This is a genomic window from Chitinophaga tropicalis, from assembly GCF_009758205.1.
GTDB lineage: Bacteria > Bacteroidota > Bacteroidia > Chitinophagales > Chitinophagaceae > Chitinophaga > Chitinophaga tropicalis.
On sequence record NZ_WRXN01000001.1, the window covers coordinates 996,370 to 1,018,678 of the forward strand.

Consider the following 22,309-nt stretch of genomic DNA (forward strand, 5'->3'; position numbering starts at 1 on the left):
TTTAAACCTGCTGACCATGAAAAGAATTTTGTTCATACTACTGATAGTTTTTACATCCTGCTTTAAGGATAAAGGTAATTATGATTATACAGACCTGTCTGCGCCTGTAGTAGCTAATTTTGATAGTGTATATACTGTATTTACAGGTGATAGCCTGGTGATCAGTCCAGTGGTGACGTTACCAGGCGGCAAGAAGGATATGACCTGTACGTGGAAGATCAATATACCGGAACAGGCACGTTCGGATGATTATGAAGGTCCTGAACTGCGTATCCTGTTTGGCCTGGGCGCCAGTACTTATTCTGCATTGTTTACGGTGACAGACAATAGTACGGGCATGAAGTATTTTTATAAATTCAGTATTGCAGGGAAAACTGCTTTTACGACGGGAACGATTGTACTGAGTGATGATGCTGGCGGGGCTAAATTGTCATTCATTAAACCAGATGGTACTGTTCAGCCAGATCTGTACCAGGCTATTAATAAAGAGCCGTTGGGGACAGGAGCTATGCAGCTGGTTCCTGTAAGGAACCAGTTTTATATGAATGTGATCTTTGCTTACTGGATAGTATGTTCCGGCGGAGTGAACCCTGCTATCAGGATCAACTCAGATAACCTGGAGAAGGAGAAGTATATCAGAGAAAATTTTTATGAAGCGCCGGCATCTATTGTACCAGGGTATTTCCAGAATATTATAAATGGTACCACTACTGCCATTATGAATGATCAGTTGTTTATAGGCACCAGTGAAACGGCCCCTTTTGCTACATACTATGGCTATTATGGTGTACCTGTTTCAGGTAACTATCGTCTTGCTCCTGATCTTGTATTTACATTCACGCAGGCAGGCAGTTATTATCTTGGATTTGACAAGGTAAAACGTAACCTGGTACGTTTCAACAGCAGTACTTATTTTGGTACGGATTATACCCAGGAGGATTCTGTTTTTAATCCTAAGGACCTGCGTATGGACCTTATTGAGATGGAAAAGATCTCGGAAGACGATGTCTATGCATTCTGCAGGGATAGTACGGGGAAAGCTGTAGAGTTGAAATTCTCCCTGAACTTCATGAATGGCAATACACGCTTTAAAACATTATACCAGCGTCCTTTTCCTGGTGATAGTCTGCTAACTGCCGGTACCCGCTGGCAATCTTCTCCTGTGGGAGTATTCTATTTCTCTGCAGGAGATAAGATATACCGTTACAATCCGCTGAACAAGGAGATCAGGCAGCTGAATACAGATTTTGGAGGAAAAGCTGTTACCATGATCAAATTGTGGAATGACGGAAATGTGTTGCTGGCAGGTGTGCAAGGTAGTCTTTACTGGCTGGATGTAAGCACCGGGAAGTATGGGGAAGTGATGAGGAAGGTTGATGGTATTCCCGGTAATGTAAAAGATGTGGTGATAAGAGAATAATCTGTTTAATCTTGCAGCTCTAAGATAGACGCCCCGCGGTTTTACCGTGGGGCGTCAGTATTAAAAGTTAAAGAGACAATTCATGCCGAAAATATCCGGTTTATAATTGGTAATGCCTTTCATATAGGATGTTCTGATCTCAATATTATGTCTTTTGCGGGAGCCTACGGCAATGCGGATACCGAAATTTCCAGCGGGGCCGGTAGTGCTTTCTGATCTTGAATCTTTCCAGTCATATCCATACTCATCTGTAAAGGTATAGTCTGCAGTGCCTACGTGGTATGCGTAGCCTGCACCAATGAAAAATCCCATCCTGGATCGGTTGCCTTTCACGGCACCGGCTCCTATATTAAAGCTGAACAATAATGGCACATTTACCATATAACCGACATTGTTATCTTCATAATATCCGTAAGAACTGCTGTAGCCGGCGCTATAAGAACCGGAAAAGCCTGCGCTTAACGGAACTCCGATTGACAGGGAAGTATTCTCTGTTTCTGCAAAATTGAAGCGGGGGGAATAGGTCAGGGCGAAGCTTGCTTTTACATCGGTAGCACCTGCATCTTCTACAAAGAACCCGGCTCCTGCGCCGTGGGAGAAATGCTGAGCAAATGAAATTTCCAGGGTTGCCAGGAATATAGTGGCAAATAAGATGATTGTCCTCATGAGAAAAAGGGGGATATAGGTTTAGGGCGTAAATATACATAGATACTATGTTTCCGGGAAACATTCGTGAACCGGGTTGACAAGAAGGATGAGGATTATTTTTTGTGTTGTTTCTGATAGCTATAGAGGATAAGTTTTAAGTTTGCCGGTAAAAAGTACCATTTTCTTTTGGGGAGCTATGTGGCGCTAAAGTGCACCCGCAATGCATACACTATCCATACTTTATAGTAGGCTTTGAGTAGGAGTATCTATGCTTTGGAACCCTGGAATGTATGTGGGGAAGAAAGTGTTTTTGTGCCATCAATGATTTATCAATAATTTTGTCTGACATAAACTATTCACTATGGCAAAGTTACCCAAGTTCATGATTGCAGATGATCCAGTTACGGACCCTGACAACGAGTATATCTTCCATACCGAACAGCCCCGTTTCTTTGCGAAACGTGTGGAAGAGGATGAAGATAAAGCGTATATAGATATTGTGGCTGAGTTTGATAACGTGGATGAGTTCTTTAAGAACGATCCGGGCAAGAAGGAAGAATTGCTGGAGGAGCTGGAAACATGGTATTATTCGTACCTGGAATGGTTGGACGAGGATGAGTATGAAGAGGAGGATGAAGAATAATAATTAACATTATTCGATATTAACGGAGAAGTCAGCATTATGCTGACTTCTTTTGTTTTATCCTGTTCAGAATGAATTAATTACGATATAATGCTATCGAGTGGTATAAATGTCGTAATTACCCCCTAAAATGTCCTGTCCGACCATCAACAGACTTACGGAAACCGGTTAAGTTTACATAGAAAATCATGTTATGAAGGGGTTTTATGCAATTCTTACCAACTCACTGATTGCTTCTGTTACCAATACATTTGTATGGTTTGCCGTAACCTTCTGGGTTTACCTGGAAACAAGATCTGTGTTGGCAACCTCTTTTATGGCCGGTATTTATATTGGTACGGTGGCGCTGTCAGGATTTTACCTGGGAGCTATTGTAGACAGGTACAGGAAGAAAACGGCTATGCTATTATCCAGTGCCTGTTCATTACTACTGTACCTTGCTGCTGGTATCCTTTACTTAACGGCTCCTGCCAGCGCATTTAAAACTACTTCCAATGCAACATTATGGATCTTTATAGTGTTATCCCTTTTTGGTGCTTTGGCGGGAAATATACGGACTATTGCCATGCCTACCCTGGTTACCATACTGATCCCTGAAGAGGGGCGGGATAAGGCTAACGGACTTATTGGAAGTATGAACGGCACCGCATTTCTTGTGTCATCTATCCTTAGCGGCATGGCGGTAGGTTTTCTTGGTATTTACTGGACATTTATTGTGGCTGTGGGATTAACTATGCTTTGTTTTCTGCATCTGTTCTTTGTGCGGATAGATGAAAAACAGGTTGTACATGCTGAAAAGGATACTAATACTGTGGATATCAGGGGAACTATCAAAGTGATCCGTCTTATTCCCGGGCTTTTTGCGCTTATCTTTTTCAATACGTTCAATAATTTCCTGGGAGGTGTATTTATGGCGTTGATGGATGCTTACGGGTTATCGCTGGTATCTGTCCAGGTATGGGGAGTATTATGGGGTGTGTTGAGCCTGGGATTTATTATTGGCGGACTGGTGGTGGCCAAAACAGGACTTGGTAAGAATGTAATTAAAACGTTATTCTTCTGTAATATCGTGATGTGGACTATCTGCATGTTTTTCACCATAAGATCGTCTATCGTTCTCTTAGGAATAGGGATGTTTATCTACCTGTGCCTGATCCCGGTAGTAGAGGCTGCTGAGCAGACCATTATACAGAGAGTGATACCTCCTGAGCGCCAGGGCAGGGTGTTTGGATTTGCGCAGAGCATAGAGCAGGCTGCTTCACCGCTGACTGCATTTTTGATAGGGCCGGTTGCTCAGTTCGTTTTTATTCCTTTTATGACAACCGGAACAGGGGTTGATCTGTTAGGCAGCTGGTTTGGTACCGGAAGTGAGAGGGGAATTGCGTTACTGTTCACTGTGACGGGTATGATTGGTTTTATGATCACTATACTTGCCATGAGGTCAACTTCTTACAAAAGATTATCAACAATATAATATCTTTCCAATATGAAGCATATATCCATCCTCGTTCCCAAAAAAGCTATCCTGGCCAGCCTTGAAGGTACCCGCCAGTTATTTACACAGGTGAATGGCTTTTGTCAGTCGAAAGGTGAACCACCTTTATTCAAAGTACAACTGGTAGGGCTTGCTAAGGAAACTCCGGTAAGTGGGGGGTTGTTTACGGTGCATACTGAGACATTATATTCTGATGTGGAAAAAACTGATCTCATTATCATTCCGGCCATTGATGGTGACCTGCAGGCAGCAGTGGAAGATAACAAAGAATTCATTCCATGGATCACCAGGCATTATAAGAATGGCGCGGAAGTAGCCAGCCTTTGTCTTGGCGCTTTCCTGCTGGCTTCAACAGGTTTACTGAACGGGAAAAAGTGTGCTACACATTGGCTGGCGGCAAATGAGTTCAGGGCAATGTTCCCGGAAGTAGATCTGATCACGGAGAAGATCATCACTGATGAACAAGGTCTTTATTCAAGCGGAGGTGCATTCTCTTACCTGAACCTTATCCTGCATCTCATTGAGAAATATGCCGGTCGTGATATATCTGTGCTGGCAGCTAAAGTATTTGCCATAGAGATAGAAAGGCAGAACCAGTCTTCTTTTGTTATTTTCCGCGGACAAAAAGATCATGCAGATGAACCTGTAAAGATGGCGCAGGAATTTATTGAGAACAATGTAGCTGACAGGATCTCTATTGAAGACCTGGCAGTGAAATTTGCTATTGGCAGGCGTAATTTTGAAAGAAGGTTTAAGAAGGCAACTAATAATACACCTATTGAGTACATACAGCGTGTGAAGATAGAAGCTGCCAAGAAATGCCTGGAGTCGGGTATGAAGACGGTAAATGAAGTGATGTATGATGTAGGTTATTCTGATGCAAAAGCATTCAGGACCATATTCAAAAGAATAACAGGTCTTTCTCCTATAGAGTACAAGAATAAGTATAACAGGGAGCTGGAACCGGCATAATCATTTTTGTGTGCAGTCCCAATCATGGTTGGGACTGCACATACAATAACTGTTGTTTTACTGCCCCAAGATGATATGCCGCATGAGGCAGCAATGCTATTGTTCCCTGCAGCATTAAAGGGTCAGACCAATCGGTTACACTTTCAATAGCAGTTTTTAATTTGTCATAAGCTTCCTGAAGGTCCATCTGCAGTTTAGCCCATTGCGCTTCATCTACTTCACGGACCAGCCAGCTTTTATCCCATTCGCCTTCAGGCCGGTTTCCCTTGTAAAACTCCAGCGCAAAATAAATACTCCACCTGAGATGCTCTGTATGTGCTGCAATGGTAGAGCCTCCTTTTACAATAGGAGTGGATGCCTGGCGGGCATCGATAGTTTTTATGGCTGCAATAAATCCATGGCCGGGTTTGGGATCTATGACCCAGGTGGGACCTGCATTGACGCCAACATAAAGTTCATTAAGAAGATTCAGAACAGGTTTAAGAATGGCTTCCATGATTTGTTTTTTGGGTTGACAGATGAGTCTGGGATAGGAGGACTTTATAAAATTATTTTTTTTTGGCTTAGCGGCCACTTATTCTGCACTGGTAGCAGTATTCATTTTTTTATTCAGTCTTGCTTTGGCTTGCCGTACACTTGCTGGCTCAATATTAAGCAATGCCGCAATCTCTTTTGTTGAGAGGTTAATGTGGAAATAGGCGTAAAGTCTCAGCTCATTATTGGTTAATGAAGGGTGCTGGGCTTTGAGATTTTCAAAAAAGCCGGGGTGTACCTGTTCGAAATGTAATCTGAATTTATCCCATTCTGCATCGAGGTATTGATTGTCTTTCAGCGTAGACTTTATACTCTTTAGCCCGGGATGTTTAACATGTGGATAGAGGTGGTCAATATCCTGCAACTGTTTTTTCAGATCGTCAAGCAGTTTGTTTTTCTGGTGGATGTACAGGCTGTTACTAACCAGTTCCCGGTTATTGGCGTCCAGTTTCTGTTGTAATTGTTCGTTCCTGTCTTTCTCCTGTTGGATTGCCTGTGTAATGACTGCATTCTCTTCTTCTATCTGCAGCCGTTTAACGCTGCTTTGTACTATGTCTGATTCCAGTTTGCTGATCTCCTGTTCCTTTGCATGCAGTTCATCATTGACAGTCCTTATTCTTGTTACCAGGGCTACTGCAAATGTTATGATCTGTGAGAGGATAGCTATTTCCGGCAGGAGGGAACTGTTTCTTGTATAAGTTGGAGCAGAGTTGATGATGAAATATACAGCAATACCTGCGCCGAGAATGATTGGAAGCGTGTTGGCCAGCAGGAAAGGCTGAGCGGCCCTTATCCGGCGTTTCCACGCAACAGCGCTGGTTATAAAAGTGGCAGCAATGACAAGTAATATGATGATGTTATCGTAGAACAGCGTGTAACTGTCCAGGTAATATATTCCTGTTAGGGTAATGATAGCGGGTATCAGTTCGAACGTAACATAGCCAAGCAGAATGTATTTAAGAAGCCTGTCATAAAGCGGCAGCAACTCTTTCGTGCGCAGGTATGATCTTGTAAGCTGGATAATTCCTGAAAGCATAATAATGCAGCCAATATGGAGGAAGAAGGCGTTAAGGTCATAATGGTAAACGGAGCCATTGGGTGTTAACCTGATATTGTAAACGCTGAATGGCAGGAGCAGATTTAAAAAATGTTTGAAAGAGGTGATAAAGGTAATAGCTCCCACCTGAACAACCAGGTGCCAGAGGTATGTATTATCCTTTAACTGGAAAAGAATGTACAGGTTATAACAGGAGAAACAGAGCAGCATTACGATACAGATCAGCCAGGAATACCATAGAAATTGTTCCCGTCCGGTAAAGGAGAGCTCTTTCTCCATCACAATGACGGGGTTTATTTTATATCCATAGCGTTTCAGATCTCTGACATCTATTTTCAGGTATAATGTATTTTTAGTGTTCCCTTTTAAAGTACAGGGGATGACTCCTCTTTCACGCTGTCTGTCATGTACCGCTAAACCGGCAGTGCGGCTTTCCCATTTTCTGCTGTCTGTATTGAAAATATAAAGTGTATAGTTCAGAGGTAGTGATAAAGAGAGCTGGTATTTCTCTGTATTGGGATAAGGGTTGGCGATAATTACTCTTATCCAGTAGAAGTCTGCAGCGGAAGTACTTAACGGGGTATTGGACCTGAAAACAAGTGAAGCATCTGCCTGCACCTGTTCAAAGCTGTAACGTTTGTCTGCCAGGACATCGTAAGTTGCTATACTTAGTGATGGATCGTTTGTTAAGTAATGCAGGGATTGGGCTTTCAGCGTGAAAGATGTGTAAAGAAGTATAGAGAATATATAAAAAAAACTGCGAAGAGGCATAAGAGATTGGTTGCGAAATACTTCGCGGTAGAGCTAAAATAGGTGTTTTAGCTTGTAAATGCAAAGAGTAAGGCTAAGTTGACGTGATACTATTTAAATTCCAGGCAGGCTCAGGTTAAAAGTTACACAACCTGAATTTGCTCATTTTAGGGTTATATTACCCTGATATAACCAGATTTCCCCCTTTTTTGGGTTATATTCATTAAAAATAACCCAAAAACATGGCTGTATGTCCCCATTCTCCTTTACTTTCTCTTCACCCACCACTTACCAGGCAAAGGGATCAGATGCGGTGATTAAGTTTTATCCGGATACAGATGGTTGTCATTTTATATGGGAAGGTGAGCACATAAATAAAAATGGAACTTACCAGTTCGTGATGCATGATGGAGCTGTCTTCCTGGGGCTGAGTTTTAATTATGCGAGAGAGGAAACGTATAAATTTATTGTCCTGCAGACAGAAGAGGATACGATAGTTGGTTTTATGATCAGGGATAAAGAAGGCAGAGAGACAGAGTTCCGGAAAGCATCATAATCATCAAAAAGGGCATATCTGATCTATGATACACCCTTTGGGAATAATGAGGAACCTACTTCCTGCCTTTGAACAGACCTGCTTTCATATTATCTGCTTCCGGAATGGAAGGCAGATCGGGTTGGCCTGGCAATGTAGCTTTTAATACTTTTGCCCTGTTGTTGCGCTGGACATTTTTGAAGACAAAACTGTTGTTGCTGGCCGGGACGAGGCCACTTTTCCAATTGCCGGCATTGTGAGTTACGTTGAGAAACAGAGAGTTTTCGAAACGTGCTTTCGGACTGGCGGCTTCAGGAATGGTCCAGAAATAATCACAATCGGCAATAATGTTATTACGGAATGAGAATTGTCCATCCTGCAGCCATACCCACATGGCGGCTTCATATGACCCATAAATAAATGTATTTGTAACTGAGAAATGCTGAACAGCTTTGAAAAAAAGTAAAGCGTTCTTGCAGTTATAAAAGACGCAATGATCGATGGAAGAATTTGGGCCATGTGCTCATACGCCGCCCTGAATGGGAGCTGAGTACCTGTCGCCGGCAAAGAAACATTGAGATACTGCCAGTCCTGTCAGCAGCGAATCTTCCTTAGTGATGGGATAATAATATTTTACAGTTGGATTGGCGTTGCCGGTAAATTTAAGCCCCTGTAATTTGACGTTGTCTGCAGCTACCAGGAGCCCGACTGAATGAGGGAACTGTGCATCTGAATTATTGCCGGAGACTGATTGTATGACCGGCATTTTTGTTGGCAGCCAACCTGTGTCATCAGGGAGGGTAACGGCCTCAATGCTGAAACCTTTCTTCTCTTCACCTGCCGGCAACCGGATAACCAGTTTATCTGTCAGTGTGTAAAGGCCCGGAAATAACTTAATGGAAACCGGTTCTTTCCCGGTAAATGCGTTTGTTACAGCTATTGCTTTGTCCAGTGTTGCCAATGGGGCTGTAGCGGTACCTGCTCCGGTATCTTTTCCTTTAAGCGGGTCTACAAAAATGGTTTGTGCGTTTAACTGCCAGCTGATGGCGAAAAGCAAAGTTGTAATCAGAAAAAGTGGTTTGTACATATTTCTGTTCTTTAGTTCGGGGTGAATATAGGATGGGTGTTATACTTATGCTGTTCATGGGGCATTCAAGTTTGTTCAAGTTGTATTAAGTTTGTAAATGATTGATTTATAGGCAGTAGTTGTCGTTTGAGACAAAATGGCTCTGGTTTTTTAAATTCTGGGGTAATATTAAATTCTCTATTTTTTAATACAAGCTTGATTAGTTATAAGCAAAAGATGCCTTCCCGATCACTGGTTTCGAATAGTTATCAAGCCTAAAAAGAGAAATATGCACTAACGATTTTCAACGCTTTTTAATCTTGACTTTAATTCGACTATTTCCTTTTGTTGCTCTTCATTTTTTTTATGCTCTTCTATCAAATAGAGGGTTAACTCTTCTATCTTTTGTAAAAGCTTTCTATTCAGTTCGCCGACATCCTGGCCATTGGTAGCAATTTCATCAGCAGTTGGCATTCCTTCAAGGTGTTTGTTCGTAGTTACATAGCTTTCGACCTCCTTTAGTGAGGGAAGATGATAATCAGACCGGAATACATAGTCAGGCCAATCTGCAGAATTCGAGGTTACCTTGAGCCTGTGAGCGGTAATAGTTCCTGCAACAGCCAGCTTGGATTGAGGATTAGCAGTACCTATACCTACATTCCCATTTTGAATAAGTCTTAGTTCTGCATTATTAGTTGCCAGCCCTGCTACCTTTATTGAGGTATAATCGCCCACTGCCTCATTATAACCATATGTCATTAAAATATTATTAGTTACACCATCAAGCGCACGAAAAACTCCTGTGGAAGATCTTATATCACCATTTACCTGCAATGGTGTACGTCCGTCATCAGGAGTACCATTTATGACTAATCTGCCGGTTCCTGCATCATTGATTGTTGTTATCGAACCTGCATTTGGTTGTATGCGGAGTTTGATAGGAGCTGAAGCATTTCTGTCGTATGCCTGGATAACGCCGTCGGTACCGAATCTAAATAGTTCTAATCCTGCCCCATTGCCACGTACATTGTTTACTCCCGTAATTTGAAGAAGGTTATTTGTGGTGTTGCCACTGTCGGAAACATTTTGCAATGTTTGACCTTGTGCGTTGGTCGTGATTACTAATGTAAAAAGGCAAAATAATTCTAACTGTTTCATAGTAATGTAAAGAATTGGCCTGGAGAGATTATTAGTAGGTCAAAGGCGGATAAAAAAAGCAACACCGCATAAAACAGTATTGCTTTTTTAGTAGCCCGGACAAGAATCGAACTTGTATCTAAAGTTTAGGAAACTTCTATTCTATCCATTGAACTACCGGGCCATTCCCTAAAGTGGAGTGCAAAAGTAAACGTTTTTTACAAATTTCGAACACCAACAGGGAAATAAGATTTATTGATTATATATTTTCTCTATTTGTTCCTGGTATTTCTGGTTGATGACCTTTCTTTTCACCTTGAGGGTGGGAGAGAGCTCACCATCTGCTACTGTCCATTCTTTGGGTAGCAGCTCAAATTTCTTGATCTGTTCAATATGGCTGAAATACTGGTTGTATTTTTCCAGGATGGACTTAAACAGGGCCTGTATATCGGCATTTCTGAGCAGTTCTTCATGAGAGCCGTTGATACCTTTTTTTGCCGCCCAGCGTTCCAGTTGTGCAAAAGAGGGGACGATGAGGGCGCCTGTAAATTTGCGGTCTTCACCTACTACCATGATCTGTTCAATGAAGGGAGATTCCTTGAATTTATTTTCTATTGGCTGTGGAGCAACGAATTTGCCGCCGGAAGTTTTGAAGAGCTCTTTTTTCCGGTCGGTTATTTTCAGGAATTTATTATTGACCAGCACGCCTATATCGCCGGTGTGGAACCATCCGTCTTTGATTGCATCGGCAGTCAGATCAGGGCGTTTATAGTAGCCCATGGCTATATTGGGGCCTTTGCACAGTATTTCACCATCCTCAGCTATTTTCACTTCAACGTTGCTGATAACAGGGCCTACGGTGCCAAACATCCTGTCTTTTACATCTACCCGGTTTACGCTGATAACAGGAGAGGTTTCTGTAAGGCCGTAGCCTTCCAGGATATTGATCTTTGCTCCTGTAAAGATCTTTAATAGTCTTATCTGGCAGGCGGCAGCGCCAACTACGACGGCATCTATATTACCGCCCAGGGCTTCCCGCCATTTACTGAAAATGAGTTTATTGGCAATGGCAAGTTGCAGATCGTACCACCATCCCTGTGACTGGTTGATCTCATATTTTTTGCCCAACTCTACTGCCCAGAAGAAAAGCGCGCGTTTAATACCTTTCAGCTCCAGGCCTTTAGCCATGATCTTTTCGTATACTTTTTCCAGTAGCCTTGGTACAGTGGTAAAGATGCTGGGTTTCAGCTCACGGAGATTTTCTGCAATGGTCTCCATACTCTCTGCATAGTAGATAGGTACGCCGGCAGTGAGATACACGTATGTCACCATCCGTTCAAACACGTGGTTGAGCGGAAGGAAGCTCATGGCTCTTGCATTCTGGCTTACAGGGAGATAGGGGATACAGGAAAGCACGTTGCTCATGATATTCCGGTGACTGAGCATTACACCTTTGGGTGTGCCGGTGGTACCGGATGTATAGATGATAGTGGCCAGTTGTTCCGGAGTTATACTGTCTTTTATAGCCGTTACTCTTGCTATATTTTCTTCTGTGGCCATAGCAGGTATTTCCAGCCAGTGGCGAACCCCTTCAATTTTATTGAAGGAGAAGATCTCTTTAAGATGTGGAAGTTTATGCCGGAAAGGAGTGATCTTGTCCAGCAGTTCTTTACTGCTGACGAAGAGTATTGTGGCGGTACAGTCATTCAGCACAAATTCCATTTCATGTTCACTCAGGGTAGGATAGAAGGGAATCAGCACGGCTCCCGCCTGCTGGCAGGCCAGGTCTGTTATGACCCATTCCGGCCGGTTGGGCGAGACAAGGGCTATCTTATCACATCCTTCCGGAGTATGATCGCCTTTCCCGATTCCCAGTTGCAGCAATCCGGCGCTGAAACGCAGGGTAAGGTCGGCTACTTCGTTTGTACTGTATTTTCTCCAGGCGTTGTTTTCTTTACCTACCAGCATATCCGGTTTAGGAAAATGTTTCAGCTGGTGTTCTATAATGTCAAATAGTCTGCTGGGTTGATCCATAATAGCTTTGGTGGTACTTTGTATTGAATGTGGAATTATAAGCCTCTTCTTTCTTTTTCTGCCTGCAATTTATCATATTCTCTGAGAGTATCACCAAAAGGATCGCGATGCCAGGCATTATAATACTGGAAAGCTAATCCCAGGCCCCATCCCAGCGCCGGCCATACAGGCCATGGGGCACCTGTGTTAAAATCACCGTCTGTAAAATACCAGATAGCCCAGAGGAATGCGTTTACGATAAGGTAAACCATTAAGGACGTTTTGAAAGAGGTACGGGCTTTGGCAATTTTCCATAGCCGTTCGTCCCGTTGAGTAGTTGTTTCCATATGTATCAGGTTTTAGTGCAGAGCTGATTAAATATAAATATTTTTTCCTGAATATCGGTTATTTCCGGTACAGGAGCCGGAAAGAAAAAATCACTGCAGGGGCTGCAACTGCAAATTTATTTCAGCAGGAAGAGTTAACTTTGAGAGAGAACCTGACAGACAGACCATTTGAGTACATGATATAGAAAAACGATACAAGGTTATCCCGGCATTCCACGAAGATTCGCTATAACATTTCAAATAAACTTATTGACAGAACATTATTACGCTTTATGCTAAAGATTGTGTCTTAATGGTTATTTAATTGATGAAACCCAGAGCGTTTTATTTAATAATGCACTCACCAGTCCCTGGTGATGATGTGTCATCATTTGGGACTGGTGAGCTGGTTTTTTTATTTTTTCCGTGGTTTCTCCACATCGGGCAGTAAGCCCGTCAGCAAACCTATCAGCGGAAGATAGGCACAGACGCTGAATACGTAATTGATACTGGTGTTATCTGCCAGCTTTCCCAGCAAAGCCGAACCTATGCCGCCCATGCCGAAAGCCAGGCCAAAGAAGAGTCCTGCTATCATGCCTACTTTCCCCGGCACTAATTCCTGTGCATATACAAGAATAGCAGAGAAGGCGGAAGAAAGGATCACACCTATAAATACGCTTAATACTGCTGTCCAGAAGAGGGTAGCGTGTGGCAGTAAAAGAGAGAAGGGAGCTACGCCCAGTATGGATACCCAGATCACATATTTACGTCCTATGCGGTCGCCCACGGGGCCGCCAATGAAAGTACCGGCGGCGATGGCGGAGAGGAAGATGAAAAGATAGATCTGTGCGCTCTGTACGGAAATATGGAACTTATCCATAAGATAGAAGGTATAGTAGCTGCTCATGCTTGCCATGTAGAAATACTTGGAGAAGATGAGCACCAGTAGTATGAACAGGGCAAATGCTATCCTGCCGGAGGAAAGCTGTACATGATCTGCGCCTGTATTGCTTTTGGATTTGCTTCTGATACGGTGGGTATTATTCCTGTACCATGCCCCGATGTTGATCATTACTACAATAGCCAGCAATGCAGCGAGAGAAAACCAGCTGATGCTGCCCTGTCCTTTCGGAACAATGATCATAGCTGCCAGCAGGGGACCGATGGAACTGCCTGCATTACCTCCCAGCTGGAAGAGGGATTGCGCCATACCATGCCTGCCTCCGGAGGCCATATAGGCCAGGCGGGAAGCTTCGGGATGGAAAATAGAGGAGCCGATACCTACCAGGCCTACAGATACCAGTACCAGCGGGAAATTATGCGCCTGTGAAAGGCTGATAAGTCCCAGTAGTGAAAAGCCCATGCCAATGGCGAGGGACCAGGGCTGGGGTTTCTTATCTGTGTAAAGACCTACCAGGGGCTGCAGCAGGGAAGCTGTGAGCTGATAGGTGAGTGTGATAAGGCCCACCTGGCTGAAAGTAAGATGCAGGGAATCTTTTACTATAGGGTAAATGGCAGGGATCAAAGACTGGATAGTGTCATTGATAAGATGTGAGAAGCTCAGGGCAATCAGGATGGAAAATACCGTTTTCTCAGCTACCTGTTGAGCCTGTTCTTTAGTGGTTTCCTGTAACGTCTTTTGCATAAGGTTTTATTTTTTCTTCGTTGGCTCATCTTCGTTGAAATGAACAATGCGTTGTGCCCATTGAAGGGCTTTTTGAGCGTCCTGGGCTATGATGCTGTTATAAAGGTTTTTATGCAGCGGCTGTGTTTCGCTGAACTTTTCCGTGTTTTTAAATATAGCAAGAAAGTGGTCTTTCATGTGATGGGCCACTGTTTTATAGAGGTCCGTCAATATACTGTTGCCGGAGGCTTCTGCTATGGCTATGTGAAAGTTAATATCTGCCGTGATACAGTCTATGACTTCTCCTGTCTGTGCAGCTTCTTTTCTTCTGGCCAGGTAAGCACCGATGTTCTCCACATCTTTCTGGCTTCTGTTCAGGGCTGCTTTCTGCGCCACTTTTACTTCCAGCAGCTGGCGTACTTCATCCAGGTCAGTTATGGCGGCGCGTTTCAGTCTTTGGCCCAGGGGCTCTTCAATACTTTCACTGGCGGCCACGAAAGTGCCCAGTCCCTGCTGCACGCGTAATATTCCTACATTGGCCAGGATGCGGACGGCTTCCCGGATAGTGGAGCGGCCTACGCCGAAACCTTCCATCAGGGCTGGCTCTGCAGGCAGTTTCTCATTGATCTTGTAAACCCCGGAAGATATCTGTTCCTGCAGTCGCTGTGCCACCTCATCTGCCAGGCTGCTTCTTTTGATCATATTCATTTTTTAAGTCGTCATATCATCTGATGATTATAAAGGTAATAAAAACTCCTTTTTATGCTCACATCTTTTTTTAATTATCTTTGCGCCTCTTATAATTGAATGAGGTAAAACGTGCAACTTTGTAAGGGGTTTCACCGGATTTAAAACAAGATTTTTCAAATGAAAGCATTTAATTTATTTATTCTATATCGGTTGCCACTGGGTATTATCCTGCTGCTGGGCGGTGTTGCCATCGGGTTTAGCGTAGGCTGGTGGGAAGCTACCATTCCATTATTACTGGCGGTGATCTGCCTGGTGACCCATTTTATGTTCGGGCCTATGAGATTGGTGCAGGAAGCTGTTGAAGTAGGAGATATTGACAGGGCAATGGCTATGATGAATAAGATAGCTTTCCCGAAACTGCTGTATAAACCTATCCGTTCTGTATATTATTTTATGCAGAGCAACCTGGCGATGTACAATAAGGACCTGGACAAGGCAGAAGCTACCATCCGCCAGAGCATAGAGTCAGGCAGCCCGATGAAAGAATATGAAGGTATGCAGTACTTCCAGCTGGGTACTATTGCATACCAGAAGAACGATCTGAAAACGGCAGACCAGAACCTGAAGAAAGCAGTACGTATGGGCCTGCCTGATAAAGAGAATACAGCTGCTGCCCTGCTTACTATTGCTTCTATTGCTATGAGCCGCAGGGATTTTAAATCTGCCAAGGAGTATTTCCGCAGGGCTAAAGCGCAGAAGCCTACTACTGAGCAGATTGTAAGCCAGATCAAGGAAATGGATAAATACATCTCCCGTATGCCGGGTTGATCCTGTATACCGGACCTTAAGATAATGATCCCGGCTGTATATGCAGCCGGGATTTTTTATTCAGGAAGATTTATAAAAAAACGTTTCCGGTGGATAGGGGAATCAATCTTTATAAATTAGACTATGTTTAAATATGTAGTAATCAATTAAACGTTATTTTTGTTTCAAACACGTTACTCCTATGTTCAGTTTTGACCAGATCCTGGCTATTACCTTCACATTATTTGCGGTGATCGATATTGTTGGCTCAGTACCTGTATTAATTTCCATGAAGGAAAAGATGGGGAATATAGATGCCGGTAAGGCCACTATTGCTTCGGGTTTCCTTATGATACTCTTTCTGCTGGTAGGGGAGCCTTTCCTCAAGCTGCTAAGCGTGGATGTACGTTCCTTTGCAGTGGCGGGTTCTATAGTGATCTTCGTAATAGGCCTGGAAATGATACTGGGAGTGGAGTTCTTTAAAAGTGAAAAGGACACGAAAACGGGCAGCCTGGTGCCTATTGCTTTCCCACTGATAGCGGGATCGGGTACGCTGACCACTATCATGTCACTTAAAGCAGATTTTGAACAGACAAATATACTGGCGGGCATCCTGCTTAACCTGGTGATCATTTATGTGGTATTGCGTTCCCTGAGCTTTATAGAACGTATCCTGGGGAAGGCGGGATTGATGGTGGTGCGTAAGTTCTTTGGAGTGATCCTGCTGGCTATTGCTGTGAAGATCTTCAAAAGCAACCTGAATATGTAAATAAGTGAAGGCGCTTTTGTAATTGACCGCCAAATACATTAGTTTTGCCTTCCTTTCCGGAAGTACCGGATGGACCGGGCCTCGTAGTACAATGGATAGTATAAGAGTTTCCGAAGCTCCAGATACAGGTTCGATTCCTGTCGAGGCTACAGATTTTTCAGCCAATTCCGTATTACGGAATTGGCTTTTTTAATGAGTGTCTGGAAAACGGATACATCTCCCACATTGATTTTCAGACGTATAATTCCCCGGCAAAGCGCATTATCCACATTGGTTCGATAATCCATTTTTTTTCCACAACTTACAGCCTTTCCGGATTTTATGAATAAAGACGATCTATATTGGTTAATATCCTCTTCGCCGGCAATACAGATGCTGCGACTGCGTAACACGCACTGGATCCTGCCTTTCCTTTATGGAGTGTTTAAGGAAGAGAACAGGTTTTCCATCCCGGAGACCCAGCTGGTACAGTTACTTGCGGAAACATTGACAATGCAGGAAGATGGAATGGAAGACCTGGAGGAGGCAAAGATCAGTTTCGGGGAAGACGAAGAATCGAGGAGCCGGAAATATATACTGAACTGGGTACAGAAAAGAATACTGCAGGACCTGCCTGACACCGAAGGGAATACGCAATACCAGCTGAGCGCCTATACGGAGAAAGTATTCCAGTGGCTGCAAACCTTACAGCTCAGGCAACACGTTGGTACAGAAAGCCGCTTTAAACTGCTCTTTAACTCTCTCAGGGATATTGTTGAAAATACAGAAGACGACCGCGCCAAAAAACTGGAGATACTCAGGAATAAAAAAGCGGAGATAGAAAAAGAGATCAAAGCGCTGGAACTGGGTATTGCACCTGACAGGTATAACAACGCACAGGTATCTGAAAGGGTGGAGCTCTTTACCCGCCTGTGTTATGAGCTGATAAGCGATTTCAGGGAAGTGGAAGATAACTTCAAAGCCATTCATCGCACTATCGTAGAACAGCATACAAAATCAGAACAAAACAAAGGAGCTATCCTGGGTTTTGCTTTTGAAGCATATGATTCACTTCGCAGCAGTAACCAGGGCAAGAGCTTCTATGCTTTCTGGGACTTCCTCATTTCCCGCGCCGGGCAGGAAGAATGGCGAGAGCTGACAGAGCAACTGCTGAAAATACTGGATGACAGGGAGATTGAAAGGGATGAATATTTCCTGCAGAACATTAAATCCATGCTGTTACGCCAGGGTAAAACAGTATATGATGCCAACGATAAGATGGCGGAAAAGCTCAGCCGCATTATCTCCGAAAAAGAAATAGCACAGCAACGCCGCCTGCGTAAACAGATCAACAGTATCAAAGAACTGGTGTTTGACCTGATAGACGACGAAGAAACCGCTCATTATGGTATCCGGCTGGAAGAAGGAGTGGAAATAAAAATGGCATTGGAAAGGAAGCTGCTGCTGGAACAGAAAAAGAACACCATTGATGTAAAACAGCCTTCTGATGCAACAGAACGGATCGAAGACATAAACAGGTTCAGCAGGTTGCTCAACACGTCCTTTATCAACAGAAAACAACTCTGGGAGAAAGTGGAAACAGCGCTGAAAGGCAAACAAACTATCACGTTGAAAGAACTGATGGAATATGCGCCACCGGAAAACGGACTGGCGGAAATAGTCAGCTACTATGATTTTGTAAGGGAGAAATCAGGCAGGACGCTTGTTGTTAACAATACAACGGAGCTGATACCGCTGAATGCGGAACAAACAAGATTTGTGGAAGTACCCTATTTATTATTCAGTAAATAATTGAATGAACATGAGCACGCCGACTAAAATATTGCCTTATGCTGCAATAGTTGTAAAGCTCCTGAAAGGGCCTGTAGAGTACATGGAGAAAGGAGCCTGGGAAAAGCTCCTGCAATATAAACTGGAGCTGACCATATTTCTGCAACAACTGGGCCTCACCCTGATACTGGACGAACAGGATGGATATGCCTTTGTGAAACACTCGCTCTCTGAAGATGATGAAGCATATGTGAACTGGGTACAACGCCGTTCATATACTTATGAAGAAAGTATTATGCTGGTGTTGCTGAGAGAGATGATGGCAGAGTTTGAGATCAGCGAATCTGCTTCACGTGAGCTGATAAAGAAACGCAGGGAAATAAAAGAATACGCTGAACTTTTCTTTAAAGAAGGCGCCAGCCGTATCAGGTTCCTGAAAGAGATAGACAGGCTGATAGATAAAGTGGAAGAGAATGGCTTCCTGCATAAACTGGAAAACCATGAAGTGGCAGATGAACAACGCTTCAGGATCAGGAAGATCATCAAAGCCAAAGTAGACAGCGAAGTATTGGGCAATTTCCAGCAACAACTGATGGAGCATACAGGCAAACAGGAAGTACTGGACTAAAATTTTTCTTACTACGAAAGATGCAATTAAACGTTTTTAATACAGATAGTCAGAAGAGCGGTTTCCGGTTGCAATACCTGGAAGTATTTAACTGGGGAACTTTTGATGAACATATCCATAGTATAAAACCAGGAGGGGAAACCAGCCTGCTGACCGGCGCCAATGGTAGTGGTAAAACAACTTTCATCGACGCATTGCTCACACTTATGGTTCCTGAAAAGAGATACAGGTTCTATAACCAGAGCAGTGGCAGTGAAAAGAAAGGAGACAGAACGGAAGACTCTTACGTGATGGGGGGATACGGGATGATCAACAATGAAGCGACCGGCGTTACCAAAACATTATATCTCCGTGAAAACAAGGAGGAAGCATACAGCATTCTCCTGGCCGGCTTTGCCAATGAAATGGAACAGGCGGTCACACTTTTCCAGGTACGTTACTTTGTGAACGGAGACATGAGAAAGATATATGGAGTGGCACATAAGCTACTGCATATAGGTGAAGACTTTACGCCGTTTGACCTGGGAGGTAACTGGAAACGCCGTATTGATCAGCTATATAATAAAGGTGGCCGCCGCCAGGTGGAGTGGTTCGATGCAGCAAGCAAGTATGCCCAGCGATTAGTTGATGCGTTGGGTATGCAAAGCATACAGGCCATTCAGCTGTTTAACCAGACAGTAGGTATCAAAGTGCTGGGTAACCTGGATGATTTCATCCGCACCAACATGCTGGAGCCCCGCAATATGGAAGAACAGTTCCAGGAACTGAAGAAACACCTGACCACCCTTATGGATGCCCAGCGTAACATAGAGAAGGCGGAGGAACAGATACGCCTGCTGGAACCAGTGAAAGAACACCACGATAATTTCTTCTCACTGCAATCTACCATTGCACGCCTTCAGCAGGAACTGAATACAGCTGCTATCTGGAACAGCTATACACGCCATGAGCTCCTGTCCCGGGCGCTCATGGCATACAGGCACAATGCAGAGATACTGCAAAAGAAAATTGCGGAGGGAAAGATCTACCTGAATGAGCTGCTGGAGAAAGAACGGATAACAAGGAACCTGCTGGACCAGAACAAGGCTGGCCAACGGATGAACCAGCTGGAAAAGGAATTACAGGACCTGGAGAAAAGAAAGGAAGAGGTAGAAGAGAACCGCAGGAATTTTATGACCTGGTGTGAAGAGCTGCACATCAAGGAAAATGAAATAGGTGACGAGGCTACTTATCAGCGTATTCAGAAAGAAGTACACCGTACTTCGTTAAAGCTGGAAACAGATCAGCGTCTGAATGAAGAAGATGAATATGCTGCCAAACGTGTGAAGGAGAAGGCGGACGGCGAGAAGGAAACACTGGAGAAGGAAATTGAAATGCTGCACCAGTCAAAGAATAATATTCCTTCTCACCTGGTAAACCTGCGTAAAGAGCTTTGCAATAATCTTAAGATAGACGTCAGTGAAATACTCTTTGCAGGAGAGCTGATACAGGTCAAGGCCGAGGAGCTGGAATGGCAGCCTGCCCTGGAAAAACTGCTGCATTCTTTTTCCCTGAGATTGCTGGTGCCTGAGAAACATTATAAGAAGGTGACCAGCTACGTGAACAACAATAACCTGCGCACCCGCCTGGTTTATTACCAGATCAAGGATACTGCATTACATCTATATCCCGAAGATGATACCGTTTATCATAAGCTGGACTTCCATCCTGATCATAAGCTGAGCGGCTGGGTACAACAGCAGATCATACAGCAGTTCAGTTATGTTTGTGTAAATGATGAAAAGACCTTGCAGCGGTATGACATGGCTATTACCGTAGAAGGTTTGATCAAGAACAGGGACAGGCATGAGAAAGATGACCGTTCCGGCAGCAACGATGCTTCCAAATATGTGATGGGGTGGAATAATGACAGGAAGAAGGATGCGCTTATCAACAGGAGAAACCAGCTGCTTGCGGCGATAGCTTCTTCCGTTGAAACCCTGCAAACCTGTAAAAGCAGGGGTAGCCGTTTGCAGAAACAGTTCTATGCGGTGAACAGGCTGAAAGACCATAAAGGATTTGAAGAGATCAATATCCATAAGGTACAGCGTAACATCCGCAAGATGGAAGAGCAGATCGGCGCTTTAAGAGATGAGAACAAAGAGCTGGATGCCCTGAAAGAGCAACTGCTGGAAATAGAACAGCAGAAGACAGAGCACCAGCAGAACCAGGAAGAACTGATCAGGAATGAAGCGCTGGAACAGCGAAACATCAGCGACCGTGAGAAAGAGCAGGAAGGCATGCAGCACCTGTTAAAGCATATCAGTGCGGAAGATAAGGATGAGCTGCTGCGCTTTCAGCATCAGCATAGTCTTGAGCTGAGTGAAGTAACACTGGAGAATATCAATACTATCTACCGTTCACTGAAGGATGATAAAGAAAACGAATTAAAGCGTACGGAAGATGTCAGTCATAAAGAGGAAGTGTTGCTGAACAGGAGTATCAACAGGCTGAAAAGCCCTCCTGCAGAAGTGTTGCAGAAGTTCCCTGACTGGATCGCAGATGTGCAGGCGTTGTCTGAAGAGGCTGCGCATGCAAATGAATATATTGACTGGCTGGGAAGATTGGTGAATGAAAACCTGCCAAGGTTCAAGAAAGATTTCGAGAACTATATTAACCAGACCATCACTTACAAGATAGGCGGACTGAATGAAGAGATGGAAAAGTGGGAGAGGGATATCAGCAATACTATCCAGAAGCTGAATCAGTCATTGAAGGATATCAACTTCAACCGGATGCCGGATACTTATATACAGCTGGTAAAAAGACCGGTAGCTGCGGGTAGTGAAGTGAAGGAGTTTAAGGGGCGTTTGCTGGAAGCATTGCCGCAGGCAGCCAACTGGCAGCAAAGCAGCTTTGAAGAGAAAGCCCAGCATTTTAAAGAGAAGGTATTGCCGTTGATCACTGCCCTGGATGAAAGTGAAACATACCGTAACCGTGTAATGGATGCCCGTAACTGGTTTGAATTCTGGGCAGATGAACGGTTCCGGAATACGAACGAGTCCAAGAAGATATACCGGCAGATGGGACAGCTTTCCGGTGGTGAGAAAGCGCAGCTGACCTATACGATCCTGTGTAGCGCTATTGCTTACCAGTTTGGTATTACCAGGGAGGGCAAGAATGCCAGAAGTCTCCGGTTCATTGCTGTGGATGAGAGCTTCAGTAACCAGGATGAGGAGAAGGCTACTTACCTGATGGAGCTTTGTAAACAGCTGCATCTTCAGTTGCTGGTAGTAACGCCGAGCGATAAGATACAGATAGTGCAGGACTTTATTGCGCACGTTCACCTGGTGCAACGTGTAAATGGACGGAACAGTATCCTGTATAATATGACGATCAAGGAACTGCAGGATAAGATGCAGGATGCAGAAGTACTTGTATAAATA

At 43.9% G+C, this 22,309-nt stretch carries 20 protein-coding genes and 2 tRNA genes; 11 read left to right on the forward strand and 11 right to left on the reverse strand.

Translation table 11 applies throughout. The features are described from left to right. Nucleotides 1–16 precede the first annotated feature (16 nt). Nucleotides 17–1,420: a PKD-like family lipoprotein gene (locus tag GO493_RS04230; protein ID WP_157304849.1), complete on the forward strand. Its 1,404-nt coding sequence runs from the start codon at nucleotides 17–19 to the stop codon at nucleotides 1,418–1,420. A 60-nt stretch (nucleotides 1,421–1,480) separates the two neighbouring features. Here the strand turns inward: GO493_RS04230 and GO493_RS04235 are convergent, their stop codons facing one another. Continuing rightward, complete coding sequence (locus GO493_RS04235; RefSeq protein WP_157304850.1) at nucleotides 1,481–2,086, reverse strand: hypothetical protein; 606 nt, start codon at nucleotides 2,084–2,086, stop codon at nucleotides 1,481–1,483. Between the two features lie 343 nt (nucleotides 2,087–2,429). Between GO493_RS04235 and GO493_RS04240 the strand changes: the two genes are divergently transcribed. The 3 genes from GO493_RS04240 to GO493_RS04250 all read left to right on the forward strand — a co-directional run bounded on the left by GO493_RS04240 (nucleotide 2,430) and on the right by GO493_RS04250 (nucleotide 5,178). After that, on the forward strand, nucleotides 2,430–2,711 hold the full coding sequence (locus tag GO493_RS04240) for a hypothetical protein (RefSeq protein ID WP_157304851.1): 282 nt from the start codon (nucleotides 2,430–2,432) through the stop codon (nucleotides 2,709–2,711). Nucleotides 2,712–2,904: 193 nt separating this feature from the next. Next, the gene (locus tag GO493_RS04245; protein ID WP_157304852.1) at nucleotides 2,905–4,185 is read left to right on the forward strand and encodes an MFS transporter; all 1,281 of its coding nucleotides are present in this window, start codon (nucleotides 2,905–2,907) and stop codon (nucleotides 4,183–4,185) included. Between the two features lie 12 nt (nucleotides 4,186–4,197). Continuing rightward, on the forward strand, nucleotides 4,198–5,178 hold the full coding sequence (locus GO493_RS04250; protein WP_157304853.1) for a GlxA family transcriptional regulator: 981 nt from the start codon (nucleotides 4,198–4,200) through the stop codon (nucleotides 5,176–5,178). 22 nt (nucleotides 5,179–5,200) lie between these two features. On the opposite strand, the gene GO493_RS04255 is transcribed toward GO493_RS04250, so the two are convergent. Together GO493_RS04255 and GO493_RS04260 are read right to left on the reverse strand one after the other, a co-directional pair. Beyond that, a complete protein-coding gene (locus GO493_RS04255) occupies nucleotides 5,201–5,674 on the reverse strand; it encodes a hypothetical protein (RefSeq protein WP_157304854.1) in 474 nt (157 codons plus the stop codon). A 78-nt stretch (nucleotides 5,675–5,752) separates the two neighbouring features. Next, the gene (locus tag GO493_RS04260; protein ID WP_157304855.1) at nucleotides 5,753–7,540 is read right to left on the reverse strand and encodes a 7TM diverse intracellular signaling domain-containing protein; all 1,788 of its coding nucleotides are present in this window, start codon (nucleotides 7,538–7,540) and stop codon (nucleotides 5,753–5,755) included. Nucleotides 7,541–7,769: 229 nt separating this feature from the next. Here GO493_RS04260 and GO493_RS04265 point away from each other — a divergent pair, with 229 nt between their 5' ends. Beyond that, complete coding sequence (locus tag GO493_RS04265; RefSeq protein ID WP_157304856.1) at nucleotides 7,770–8,075, forward strand: hypothetical protein; 306 nt, start codon at nucleotides 7,770–7,772, stop codon at nucleotides 8,073–8,075. A 55-nt stretch (nucleotides 8,076–8,130) separates the two neighbouring features. Here GO493_RS04265 and GO493_RS04270 read toward each other — a convergent pair whose 3' ends face one another. The 8 genes from GO493_RS04270 to GO493_RS04305 all read right to left on the reverse strand — a co-directional run bounded on the left by GO493_RS04270 (nucleotide 8,131) and on the right by GO493_RS04305 (nucleotide 14,922). Then, nucleotides 8,131–8,448 carry a hypothetical protein gene (locus tag GO493_RS04270; RefSeq protein WP_157304857.1) on the reverse strand — a complete coding sequence of 106 codons (318 nt, stop codon included), beginning with the start codon at nucleotides 8,446–8,448 and terminating at the stop codon, nucleotides 8,131–8,133. A gap of 129 nt (nucleotides 8,449–8,577) precedes the next feature. After that, entirely contained in the window at nucleotides 8,578–9,141 is a 564-nt protein-coding gene (locus GO493_RS04275) for a DUF1565 domain-containing protein (protein WP_157304858.1), read from the reverse strand. A 273-nt stretch (nucleotides 9,142–9,414) separates the two neighbouring features. Then, complete coding sequence (locus GO493_RS04280) at nucleotides 9,415–10,278, reverse strand: hypothetical protein (protein WP_157304859.1); 864 nt, start codon at nucleotides 10,276–10,278, stop codon at nucleotides 9,415–9,417. Between the two features lie 91 nt (nucleotides 10,279–10,369). Further along, nucleotides 10,370–10,441 (reverse strand) — tRNA-Arg (locus GO493_RS04285). Between the two features lie 68 nt (nucleotides 10,442–10,509). Continuing rightward, nucleotides 10,510–12,291 (reverse strand): AMP-dependent synthetase/ligase, encoded by a 1,782-nt coding sequence (locus tag GO493_RS04290; protein ID WP_157304860.1) that lies wholly within the window; start codon nucleotides 12,289–12,291, stop codon nucleotides 10,510–10,512. A gap of 35 nt (nucleotides 12,292–12,326) precedes the next feature. Further along, the gene (locus GO493_RS04295; protein WP_157304861.1) at nucleotides 12,327–12,617 is read right to left on the reverse strand and encodes a 2TM domain-containing protein; all 291 of its coding nucleotides are present in this window, start codon (nucleotides 12,615–12,617) and stop codon (nucleotides 12,327–12,329) included. Nucleotides 12,618–13,011: 394 nt separating this feature from the next. Next, on the reverse strand, nucleotides 13,012–14,241 hold the full coding sequence (locus GO493_RS04300; protein ID WP_157304862.1) for an MFS transporter: 1,230 nt from the start codon (nucleotides 14,239–14,241) through the stop codon (nucleotides 13,012–13,014). A 6-nt stretch (nucleotides 14,242–14,247) separates the two neighbouring features. Beyond that, the gene (locus GO493_RS04305) at nucleotides 14,248–14,922 is read right to left on the reverse strand and encodes a FadR/GntR family transcriptional regulator (RefSeq protein WP_157304863.1); all 675 of its coding nucleotides are present in this window, start codon (nucleotides 14,920–14,922) and stop codon (nucleotides 14,248–14,250) included. A gap of 165 nt (nucleotides 14,923–15,087) precedes the next feature. Here GO493_RS04305 and GO493_RS04310 point away from each other — a divergent pair, with 165 nt between their 5' ends. The 6 genes from GO493_RS04310 to GO493_RS04335 all read left to right on the forward strand — a co-directional run bounded on the left by GO493_RS04310 (nucleotide 15,088) and on the right by GO493_RS04335 (nucleotide 22,306). After that, nucleotides 15,088–15,738 (forward strand): tetratricopeptide repeat protein, encoded by a 651-nt coding sequence (locus tag GO493_RS04310; RefSeq protein ID WP_157304864.1) that lies wholly within the window; start codon nucleotides 15,088–15,090, stop codon nucleotides 15,736–15,738. A gap of 181 nt (nucleotides 15,739–15,919) precedes the next feature. Further along, on the forward strand, nucleotides 15,920–16,486 hold the full coding sequence (locus tag GO493_RS04315) for a MarC family protein (RefSeq protein ID WP_157304865.1): 567 nt from the start codon (nucleotides 15,920–15,922) through the stop codon (nucleotides 16,484–16,486). Between the two features lie 77 nt (nucleotides 16,487–16,563). Next, nucleotides 16,564–16,635: transfer RNA gene (locus tag GO493_RS04320), tRNA-Arg, on the forward strand. A gap of 172 nt (nucleotides 16,636–16,807) precedes the next feature. Continuing rightward, nucleotides 16,808–18,277 carry a DUF3375 domain-containing protein gene (locus GO493_RS04325; RefSeq protein ID WP_157304866.1) on the forward strand — a complete coding sequence of 490 codons (1,470 nt, stop codon included), beginning with the start codon at nucleotides 16,808–16,810 and terminating at the stop codon, nucleotides 18,275–18,277. A gap of 10 nt (nucleotides 18,278–18,287) precedes the next feature. Further along, on the forward strand, nucleotides 18,288–18,884 hold the full coding sequence (locus GO493_RS04330; protein ID WP_157304867.1) for a DUF4194 domain-containing protein: 597 nt from the start codon (nucleotides 18,288–18,290) through the stop codon (nucleotides 18,882–18,884). 20 nt (nucleotides 18,885–18,904) lie between these two features. Next, the gene (locus GO493_RS04335; RefSeq protein ID WP_157304868.1) at nucleotides 18,905–22,306 is read left to right on the forward strand and encodes an ATP-binding protein; all 3,402 of its coding nucleotides are present in this window, start codon (nucleotides 18,905–18,907) and stop codon (nucleotides 22,304–22,306) included. Nucleotides 22,307–22,309: the final 3 nt, after the last annotated feature.

What these genes read in the sequence shown, in the direction of transcription:
- GO493_RS04230 (WP_157304849.1), top strand. Translation starts at nt 17, where the DNA reads ATGAAAAGAATTTTGTTCATACTACTGATAGTTTTTACATCCTGCTTT.
- GO493_RS04235 (WP_157304850.1), bottom strand. Translation starts at nt 2,086, where the DNA reads ATGAGGACAATCATCTTATTTGCCACTATATTCCTGGCAACCCTGGAA.
- GO493_RS04240 (WP_157304851.1), top strand. Translation starts at nt 2,430, where the DNA reads ATGGCAAAGTTACCCAAGTTCATGATTGCAGATGATCCAGTTACGGAC.
- GO493_RS04245 (WP_157304852.1), top strand. Translation starts at nt 2,905, where the DNA reads ATGAAGGGGTTTTATGCAATTCTTACCAACTCACTGATTGCTTCTGTT.
- GO493_RS04250 (WP_157304853.1), top strand. Translation starts at nt 4,198, where the DNA reads ATGAAGCATATATCCATCCTCGTTCCCAAAAAAGCTATCCTGGCCAGC.
- GO493_RS04255 (WP_157304854.1), bottom strand. Translation starts at nt 5,674, where the DNA reads ATGGAAGCCATTCTTAAACCTGTTCTGAATCTTCTTAATGAACTTTAT.
- GO493_RS04260 (WP_157304855.1), bottom strand. Translation starts at nt 7,540, where the DNA reads ATGCCTCTTCGCAGTTTTTTTTATATATTCTCTATACTTCTTTACACA.
- GO493_RS04265 (WP_157304856.1), top strand. Translation starts at nt 7,770, where the DNA reads ATGTCCCCATTCTCCTTTACTTTCTCTTCACCCACCACTTACCAGGCA.
- GO493_RS04270 (WP_157304857.1), bottom strand. Translation starts at nt 8,448, where the DNA reads ATGTGGGTATGGCTGCAGGATGGACAATTCTCATTCCGTAATAACATT.
- GO493_RS04275 (WP_157304858.1), bottom strand. Translation starts at nt 9,141, where the DNA reads ATGTACAAACCACTTTTTCTGATTACAACTTTGCTTTTCGCCATCAGC.
- GO493_RS04280 (WP_157304859.1), bottom strand. Translation starts at nt 10,278, where the DNA reads ATGAAACAGTTAGAATTATTTTGCCTTTTTACATTAGTAATCACGACC.
- GO493_RS04290 (WP_157304860.1), bottom strand. Translation starts at nt 12,291, where the DNA reads ATGGATCAACCCAGCAGACTATTTGACATTATAGAACACCAGCTGAAA.
- GO493_RS04295 (WP_157304861.1), bottom strand. Translation starts at nt 12,617, where the DNA reads ATGGAAACAACTACTCAACGGGACGAACGGCTATGGAAAATTGCCAAA.
- GO493_RS04300 (WP_157304862.1), bottom strand. Translation starts at nt 14,241, where the DNA reads ATGCAAAAGACGTTACAGGAAACCACTAAAGAACAGGCTCAACAGGTA.
- GO493_RS04305 (WP_157304863.1), bottom strand. Translation starts at nt 14,922, where the DNA reads ATGATCAAAAGAAGCAGCCTGGCAGATGAGGTGGCACAGCGACTGCAG.
- GO493_RS04310 (WP_157304864.1), top strand. Translation starts at nt 15,088, where the DNA reads ATGAAAGCATTTAATTTATTTATTCTATATCGGTTGCCACTGGGTATT.
- GO493_RS04315 (WP_157304865.1), top strand. Translation starts at nt 15,920, where the DNA reads ATGTTCAGTTTTGACCAGATCCTGGCTATTACCTTCACATTATTTGCG.
- GO493_RS04325 (WP_157304866.1), top strand. Translation starts at nt 16,808, where the DNA reads ATGAATAAAGACGATCTATATTGGTTAATATCCTCTTCGCCGGCAATA.
- GO493_RS04330 (WP_157304867.1), top strand. Translation starts at nt 18,288, where the DNA reads ATGAGCACGCCGACTAAAATATTGCCTTATGCTGCAATAGTTGTAAAG.
- GO493_RS04335 (WP_157304868.1), top strand. Translation starts at nt 18,905, where the DNA reads ATGCAATTAAACGTTTTTAATACAGATAGTCAGAAGAGCGGTTTCCGG.